Here is a 7,731-nt window from a genome sequence, read left to right as displayed (position 1 = left end):
CCCCCCCGCCTGCTGCCACAGCCCGGCCGCCTCCTCTGCCGGGCGCCCGTCCGCGACGGCCAGGCGGGCGGTGACGGTGGCGCGGCGGGCCTCGGTGACCGGTCCGCGGGTCCGCACGGCCTGTGCCGAGGCGTCGATCAGGGCGCGCACCTCGGCCGTCTCGGCCGGGAACGCCCCCGCCGCCGATGCCGACCGCACCACGTCGGCGAACCGGTCCAGCAGCTGCCAGCAGTACCCCGGCGCCCCGGCCAAGCCCTCCCGGCGGAGCGTCTCCCGGGCGATCTCAAGGGCGGCCGCGTGGTCCCCCTCCACCCGGTGCAGTTCGGCCCGGGCGCCGATGGCGATCTGCACGATGTTGAGCTGCCGCTGGGTTCCGGGGCCGAACGCCGGCAGGCGCGCATAGGCCTCCCGGGCCGCCTCCAGGTCGCCGCGCGCGAGGGCGGCGTTCAGCGCCTCGGAGTTCAAGAAGAGCAGGAGCTTGGGGGAGGGGGTCAGGGTCATGCCCTCCCGGATCCACCGCTCGGTGGCGTCGAGGTCGCCCATTTCGGCGTAGGTCTCGGCGAGGTTGGCGGCGGCGAAGGGGGCGCTCACGCTGATCATCCCCAGGCCCCGGGCGCGGACGATCGTGTCCTTCAGCACCTCCACCGCCTCGGCGTGCAGCCCGATCTCGCGCAGGAAGTGCGCGTACACTGCCCGGGTGTTGGCCTCGATCGCGGCCTCGCCCAGTTCCCGGGCGAGCGCGGAGGCCGCCTCCATCGCGCTCCGGCCGCCCTCGAAGTCGCCCGCGTCGAACAGGGCCGAGCCGACGGTGGTCATGGCCTCGGCCTCGGCGCAGCGGTCCCCGGCGGCGACCGCCCCCTTGAGCGCCCCTTCGGCCAGTTCGACCTGGGTGATGGGGCCGTCGCCGCCGCCGATCAGCCGGCGCAGCGACGGCAGGTCGCCCGGGTCCAGGTGCGGGTCGCGCATGCACCCCCGTGCCAGCATGGACAGCGCCATCGAGAACCCGGGCGCCTCGGGCGGGTAGATCTCGAGTGCGGCGAAAAGGTCTTCCATGGCGGTGTTGTCCGCCGCGTCGAAGCGCGCTTGGGCGCGGCGGCGCAGCAGCAGTGCGCGCCGCCCCGTCACGGCCTCGTCCCCGCTCTCCGGAAGCTCGGCCAGTCCCTCGTTGCACAGCTCGATGGCGCGCTTGGGGTCGCCGCTCTCCAGGGCGGCCGCCGCGGCGAGCCCGAGCACCTCCACCCGGTCCCGCCCCCGGGTGCGGTCGGCGGCGTCGGGGACCCGGTCCCACAGCTCCAGGACGCGCTCCAGCATGCGCTGTTCTTCGGCGTGGGCCAGCTTCTCGCCCGCGTACACCGCGGCCCACCAGGCCGCGCTCAGCGCGCGCGGCAGGTCGTGGGCCGCATGGAAGTGGTGGGCCTGCTCGGCCGCCAGGCGGTGGGAGGGGACGGCCTCGGGGAGCGCGTCCAGGGCCTCGGCGAAGCACAGGTGCAGCCGGGTGTGGCGGCCGGGCAGCAGGTCGTCGTGGACCGCCTCGCGCAGCAGGGCGTGGCGGAACCGGTAGCCGGTCTCGGTGACCCGCAGGATGTTGGCGTCCACCGCGCTGCGCAGGGCGCCGTCCAGTTCGGCGTGGGGCAGTTCGCACACCCGGGCCAGCAGTTCGTGCTCGACCTGGCCGCCGCTGACCGCGCCCACCGCGGCGGTGCGCACGACGTCGGCGGCGCGTTCGTCCAGCCGGCGCAGGGGCGCCAGCAGCAGCTCGCGGGGGCGGTCGGGGACGGGGGAGTCCAGGAATCCGGGCTGCTCGGCCAGGGACTCCACGAACAGCGGGTTGCCCTGGGAGCGCGCGTGCAGGGCGGCGGCCTGGGCGGGGGAGGGCTCGGTGCCGCGGATGGAGGCGGCCAGGCGGGCGGACTCCTCGGCGGTGAGCGGGTGCAGGTCGATCCGGTCGACGTGGGGCAGGCGCTCCAGCTCCGGCAGCAGGCGGCGCAGCGGGTGGTCCCGGTGCAGCTCGTCGGTGCGGAAGGTGGCCACCAGCTGCACGGGGACGCCGTCCAGGCTGCGCACCAGGAACACCAGCAGGTCGCGGGTGGAGGCGTCGGCCCAGTGCAGGTCCTCCAGGACCAGGGTGAGGCCGTCGTCGCCGGCGGCGTGCACCAGGGCCAGCAGGATCTGCTGGAAGAGCAGGCCGCGTGCGGAGCGGCGCTCGTCGGGCGGCGGGCCCAGCTCGGGCAGCAGGCGCGGCAGCTCGCTGCCGCCGCCGGCGGCCTCGGCCATCCCGGGGCCCAGCTCGCGCAGGAGCTGGCGCAGCACCGCGACGAAGGGGGCGAACGGCAGGCCGTCCACGCCCAGCTCCAGGCAACCCCCGGCGACCAGGCGGCCCCGGCCGCCCCCGGCCTCCAGCCGGGCGCCGAACTCGGCGAGCAGCCGGGACTTGCCCACCCCCGCCTCGCCGCCGACCAGGACGGCGCCGGCGCGGCCTCCGCGACTGCTCCGGGCGTGGGCCAGCAGGCGGTCGACGTCGTCGGCGCGGCCGACGAACACGGGCGCGGTGCCAAGGGAGGACATGAGGTCCATTATGGGGGCGGATTCGGACATCGCGCCGCTCATTTCTCGGGGGGGGTGCGGTGGCCGCCGCGGCGGTGCGGGGCCCGGCCCCCGGCCCCCGGCCCCCGGCCGCTCGGCCGGGAACCGGGGTCACCGGCGGCCCTCGGGGGAGACGCGCGGGCGCGGCAGCCAGGCGTCGGCGGCGCCGGGCCGGCCGAGGAGGCGGAGCAGGGCGTCCAGGCGGGTGCCCGGGGTGCCGCCGCCGGGGCCGCGGCCCGCGGGGGCCTGGACCTCCGGGCGTCCGGCCCGGGCCTCCCGGTGGAGGTCGGCGATCCGCTCGCGGGCGACGGCCGCGGTCAGGTCGGGGTGCATCATCGTGGGTCCCTCCCGTCGGGGCCGGTCGATCCGGCCCGCTGTGGGACTCAGATTCGTTCTAAGAGGAGGGGGCGGGCATCGGGCGGATGCCGTAAATCGGGGGATGCGGGAGGGTCCGGGAGCAAGCGGACGCCTAAGAAGGGGGATCGGGGCCGTGCGTGCGTGTCGCGCAGCGCATCCGGGGGATCGCGGGTAGTTGTCGAAGCCGGAGTCCGGTAAGCCGGACACGGGATGCTCTCCGGGGGATGCGATGGGTGTGGCCCGTTCTTGCGTGCGCGGAAGGGCCGGATGGATTCCGGTCGCGGCCGTGGCGGTCCTGTTCTCGGGGGCGGGCGCCGCCTCCGCCGACGAGGGCACCGGCGCTGCCGACAGGGAGGAGGGGGCCCAGGGCGGCGACGTCCCGGCCCTGTCCATCGAGGTGGCCGACGGCCTGGACGGCATGGAGCCGGGTGAGGAGACCGAGTACACCGTCACCGTGCGCAACGACGGTGACGAGGCGGTCGAGGGCCTCGTGGTGTCCCAGGGGGTCCCGCCGGAGATGGAGCTGGTGGAGACCGACGGCGAGCGGGTCGGCGAACCCGGCGGGGCGCTGGACGGGCTGGCCGTGTGGGAGGTCGATCTGGATCCCGGTGAGGAGGCGGTCGGCCGTACGAAGGTGCGGCTGGAGGATCCGGGGGAGAAGCTGTGGCGGGTCGCCGTCACCGTCTGCGCGCAGCCGGGCGCGCAGAGCCCGCCGCTGGTGTGCGCGACCGACGCCAACCTGCTGCCCGAGACCCCGGACGCCGAGCCGGCCGACCCGGCCGAGGCCGCCGCCTCCACGCCACGTACGGGACCGCCGGTCGACGCGGGCACGGGCGCGGTCCTGGCGGGCCTGGTCGTGGGGGTGGGAATCGTCTACTTCCTCTGGCGCCGGAGGACGGCCTAACCGGGTCGTGGCCGATTCGCACGGTGCCGACCGCCCGGGGGCGCTACGGTTTCCCCACGACGGGCGTCGCCGGTCGAGTGCCCGAGGAAGACGCCTGGAGACGTTCGCCGAGGAGCCGTGAGACCGGCACACGCCCGCGCCGAGGCTTGGTATCCGTCGCGCGAGGAGATCTTGCGTTCGGGACCGCCCTGCCGGATGATGCGGGCGGCCATTCACCTCTTGAGGGAGACAGGCCATGGCACGTGGCGGCGAGGGACGGTCCGAGGCCGGCGGCCGGGCGCGCGCTACGTGGCGGTCGCGTGCGGCGGGAGCCCTGAGCGGTCTGCATAGGACGGTCGCCGCGGTAGGAGGGAAGGTCGGCGACGCGATCCGCTGGGCGGTCGGCTTCGCCAAGCGGGCTCCCTGGAAGACGCTCGCCGCAGCCGTGTTCACCGTCGTCCTCGGCCCGTTGCTGGCAGGGATCGCTCTGGAGTTGCTCAAGCCGGTCGTCGGCCCGGGCGGGGAAGGCCCCACGGCCTCCCCGAGCCCGTCCGAGGAAGGGCGCTCCGCGCCGGACGGCGATGGGACGCCGCCGGTCGAAGTGCTGTCCGTCGAGGTCTCGCACTCGGAGGAGGGAGATCTATGGGTGTCCCGGGAGCCGGTCCGATTGGACGAGGGCGAGCTGGCCGAGCTGGACCGGCTGAAGGCGCAGGACCGGCAGGCCTATGCACGGCGGATGCGCGCCTACGGTGCCGGCGAGGTCGGCCAGGAGAACATCCGGGCCGTCCTCAGGGGGGCGCGCCCGGAAGGGGTGCGAATCATGCAGATGCGAGCGGAGAGAGAGTGCGGGCCTCCAGACTCCGGAACACTGTTCTACTCGCCCGATGCCGGTCTGGACGCTGTTGAGAGCGCCTACTTCGACCTGGACTCGCCGGACCCTGTGGCCCAGAGGGTCGACGAGCTCAAAGAGCCTGTGGGCGAGTTCTTCGCGGGCGCCACCTATGAACTGGAGCAGGGCGAGGAGGTTGTGTTCGACATCATTGGCGCCACACAGGACCGGGCGTGCGAATTCACCATCGGGCTCGACGTTCTGGCGGACGGTGACCGTTCGACCGTCTCCATCGACGACGAAGGTGAGCCGTTCCGGGTGAGCGGGCGCGCATCGGCGGGGGACTATGAGGTCGCCTATGTGGGCGGAGTGGTCTCGGACGGGACCTGGGACCGCATCGACGGGGAGATCGAGGCTCTCGACCCCTGGGGGGAAGAGCTGGACTGATCGGCCGGGCCGTGTCCCGGTCGGCGTTTCAGTCGGCGAGGATCTTGTCGACCAGGTCCTCGCCCCACTCCGGTTCGGGGTCGGTGGGGGAGAAGAAGACCCGGTAGACGATCGGCGCGACCACGTGGTCGAGGACCGTGTCGATGTGCGGCACCGGCTCGCCGCGGGCGGTGGCGCGTTCGAGGATGACCTCGATCTGGATGGAGCAGAACGTCCGGCAGTGCCCGGAGTTCTCCTCGCCGTCGCTGGCGACGAGGTCGCGGACGTACTGGCGGCCCGGCGAGGAGGAGATCTCCTCCAAGTATTGGCGCGCCCACGCCTTGAGGTCGGTGGCCAGCGTCCCGGTGTCCTCGGGCGGGCCGTCGGGGCGCAGGCGCTCCAGGGCCACGTCGGCCAGCAGCTCCTGCATGCCGCCCCAGCGGCGGTAGACCGTCGAGGGCGTCACCCCCGCGCGCTGGGCGACGAGGGGCACGCTCAGCTCGGAGCGGGAGCGCTCGTTCTGCAGGTCGCGGACGGCGTCGTGCACGGCGCGCTGGACGCGGGCGCTGCGCCCTCCCGTGCGGGTTCCCTGGATCGGACTCACGGCGCCAGTTTAACGCACAATCTTTGCGTTAGTCAGTGGGGCGGGTGTACCGTCCTTAACGCAAACTCTTTGCGTTAATCCGACCCGTCTCATCTCTGGGGGAGACCTGTGTCCACGACCGCTGTACGCCCCGCTCCGACCCGCCGCGGGGCGGGGACGGCGACCGCCGCCTTACTCGCCGCCACCCTGGTCACCTTCCTGGGCGCCTCCGCCGCGCCCACCCCTCTGTACGCCGTCTACCAGGAGGCCTGGGGGATGGCATCCAGCGCCACCACCGTGGTCTTCGGCGTCTACGCACTGGCCCTGCTGGTCGCGCTGCTGGTGTTCGGCCGCCTGTCCGACCACGTCGGCCGCCGCCCGGTGCTGCTCGGCGCCATCGCGGTCGAGACCGTCTCCGTCGTCGCCTTCCTGGCCGCCGACGGCATGTCCGCGCTGATGGTCGCGCGGGTCCTACAGGGGCTGGCGACCGGCGCCGCCACCGCGGTGATCGGGGCCGCCCTGCTCGATGTCGCGCCCGCCCTCGGCCCGATCATCACCGGTGCGGCCCCGGTCGCCGGCATGGGGCTCGGCGCGCTCGGCTCCGGAGCGCTGGTCCAGTTCGCGCCCGCGCCGATGCGCCTGGTCTACGCCGTGCTGATCGTGCTGCTGGTGCTGGAGGCCGTCGGGGTGTGGCGGGCGGCCGAGACCGCCGAGCGGCGGCCCGGCGCCCTCGCCTCGCTCCGCCCGGCCGTCAGCGTCCCCCGCCAGGCCCGGCGCGCCCTGCTGGTGGCCGCCCCCATCGACATCGCGGTCTGGGCGCTCGGAGGCTTCTTCATGTCCCTGGGGCCCGCCCTGACCACGGACGTGACCGGCTCGCACGCGCCCACGGCCGGCGGGGCGGCGGTGTTCGCCCTCACCATGAGCGGGGCGGTGGCCATCCTGGTTCTGCGCACGGTCCCGGCGCTGCGGGTCATGCTCATCGGCGCCCCCGTGTTCGCCGTCGGGCTCCTCGTCCTGCTGGCCGGCGTGCAGGCCGCCTCGGTCTGGCTGTTCTTCGCCGGAACGGCGCTGGCCGGGTTCGGCTGGGGTGCGGGGTTCCAGGGGGCCCTGCGCACGGTGCTCCCGCTGGCCGGGCCGCACGAGCGGGCCGGGCTCATGTCGACCTTCTACGTCCTGAGCTACCTGGCGCTGTGCCTGCCGGCCATCGCCGCGGGGGTCGCCACCGACGCGTTCGGCCTGACCGCCGTCACCGACGTCTACGGCGGCGCCCTCATCGTCCTGGCGGTGCTGGCCGCCGCCGGCACGCTGGCGATGCACCGGTCCCAGGCGAAGGCCGCGCCGGCCGGGGCGCACTGAGGGGCGGCGTCCGCTTGAGGGGCGGCCCGGCGGCACCTGTTATGACGCTGTGTCGTGTCCCCGGCGCGGCATTACTACCGCCTGTAGTAGCGTCGGGGGCATGGCATTCGTTCACTCACTCCTCCTCTTCCTCCACCTGCTCGGGATGGCCGGGATCATCGCCGGGTTCCTGATGCAGGTCGCCACGGACAGCGCCAAGGCGCCCAAGGCCATCCTGCACAGCTCGCTGCTGCAGCTGGTCACCGGCCTCATCCTGGTCGGGCTCGCGGAGATGGGCGACGGCGCCGTCGACCACATCAAGATCGGCGTCAAGCTCCTCGTCGCGCTCGCCGTGGTGGTCATCGCGATCATCAACGTGCGCAAGCCCGCCACCAAGCTGGCGGTCTCGGCCGGCGTGCTCGCGATCGTCAACGTCGCGGTCGCCGTCTTCTGGGTCTGACGGTCTCGACCGCCCCTCGGACGGAAGGGGCGGCACCGCCGGGCGGGCTCCGCGTCCCTCACCGGCGGCCACCGCAGGCCCGCGCACCCGAGGCGCCCTGAACCCCAGGCGGCCCGCGCTCCATCCGAGGGGGCGCGGGCCGCCTGCCGTTTCGTGGCCTCTTCCGGCCCCTTCACCTCTAGATGCGTCGGCATCCGGAAAAATCCCGTGCCGGAACGAGGCCGCGTCGGGGATCGTGGCACCGCACACCCCCACGGGAGGCCACATGGATCCGA

7 protein-coding genes are annotated in these 7,731 nt (G+C 74.3%); 4 read left to right on the top strand and 3 right to left on the bottom strand.

Annotation, left to right across the window (positions count from 1 at the left end):
- Together D450_RS0125350 and D450_RS0125345 are read right to left on the bottom strand one after the other, a co-directional pair.
- Positions 1–2,565: ATP-binding protein (locus D450_RS0125350; RefSeq protein ID WP_241483281.1), on the bottom strand; the 2,565-nt coding region annotated here is incomplete at its 3' end.
- Positions 2,566–2,694: 129 nt separating this feature from the next.
- Positions 2,695–2,919, bottom strand: a complete 225-nt coding sequence (locus tag D450_RS0125345) for a hypothetical protein (protein WP_017541433.1) — start codon at positions 2,917–2,919, stop codon at positions 2,695–2,697.
- 307 nt (positions 2,920–3,226) lie between these two features.
- Between D450_RS0125345 and D450_RS0125340 the strand changes: the two genes are divergently transcribed.
- A complete protein-coding gene (locus D450_RS0125340) occupies positions 3,227–3,844 on the top strand; it encodes a DUF11 domain-containing protein (RefSeq protein ID WP_017541432.1) in 618 nt (205 codons plus the stop codon).
- A 235-nt stretch (positions 3,845–4,079) separates the two neighbouring features.
- Positions 4,080–5,099: a hypothetical protein gene (locus D450_RS0125335; protein ID WP_017541431.1), complete on the top strand. Its 1,020-nt coding sequence runs from the start codon at positions 4,080–4,082 to the stop codon at positions 5,097–5,099.
- A 28-nt stretch (positions 5,100–5,127) separates the two neighbouring features.
- On the opposite strand, the gene D450_RS0125330 is transcribed toward D450_RS0125335, so the two are convergent.
- Positions 5,128–5,682: a TetR/AcrR family transcriptional regulator gene (locus tag D450_RS0125330; protein ID WP_026128764.1), complete on the bottom strand. Its 555-nt coding sequence runs from the start codon at positions 5,680–5,682 to the stop codon at positions 5,128–5,130.
- Positions 5,683–5,790: 108 nt separating this feature from the next.
- Here D450_RS0125330 and D450_RS0125325 point away from each other — a divergent pair, with 108 nt between their 5' ends.
- Both D450_RS0125325 and D450_RS0125320 read left to right on the top strand, forming a co-directional pair.
- Positions 5,791–7,017 (top strand): MFS transporter, encoded by a 1,227-nt coding sequence (locus D450_RS0125325; protein ID WP_017541429.1) that lies wholly within the window; start codon positions 5,791–5,793, stop codon positions 7,015–7,017.
- Positions 7,018–7,117: 100 nt separating this feature from the next.
- Positions 7,118–7,456, top strand: a complete 339-nt coding sequence (locus D450_RS0125320; protein ID WP_017541428.1) for a hypothetical protein — start codon at positions 7,118–7,120, stop codon at positions 7,454–7,456.
- Positions 7,457–7,731: the final 275 nt, after the last annotated feature.

This window comes from Nocardiopsis halophila DSM 44494, assembly GCF_000341245.1.
GTDB classification, from domain to species: domain Bacteria; phylum Actinomycetota; class Actinomycetes; order Streptosporangiales; family Streptosporangiaceae; genus Nocardiopsis_A; species Nocardiopsis_A halophila.
This window is presented reverse-complemented; position numbering and strand designations above follow the sequence as displayed.

Coding starts and splice junctions, on each gene's coding strand:
- D450_RS0125320 (WP_017541428.1), top strand. CDS start 7,118: ATGGCATTCGTTCACTCACTCCTCCTCTTCCTCCACCTGCTCGGGATG.
- D450_RS0125335 (WP_017541431.1), top strand. CDS start 4,080: ATGGCACGTGGCGGCGAGGGACGGTCCGAGGCCGGCGGCCGGGCGCGC.
- D450_RS0125345 (WP_017541433.1), bottom strand. CDS start 2,919: ATGATGCACCCCGACCTGACCGCGGCCGTCGCCCGCGAGCGGATCGCC.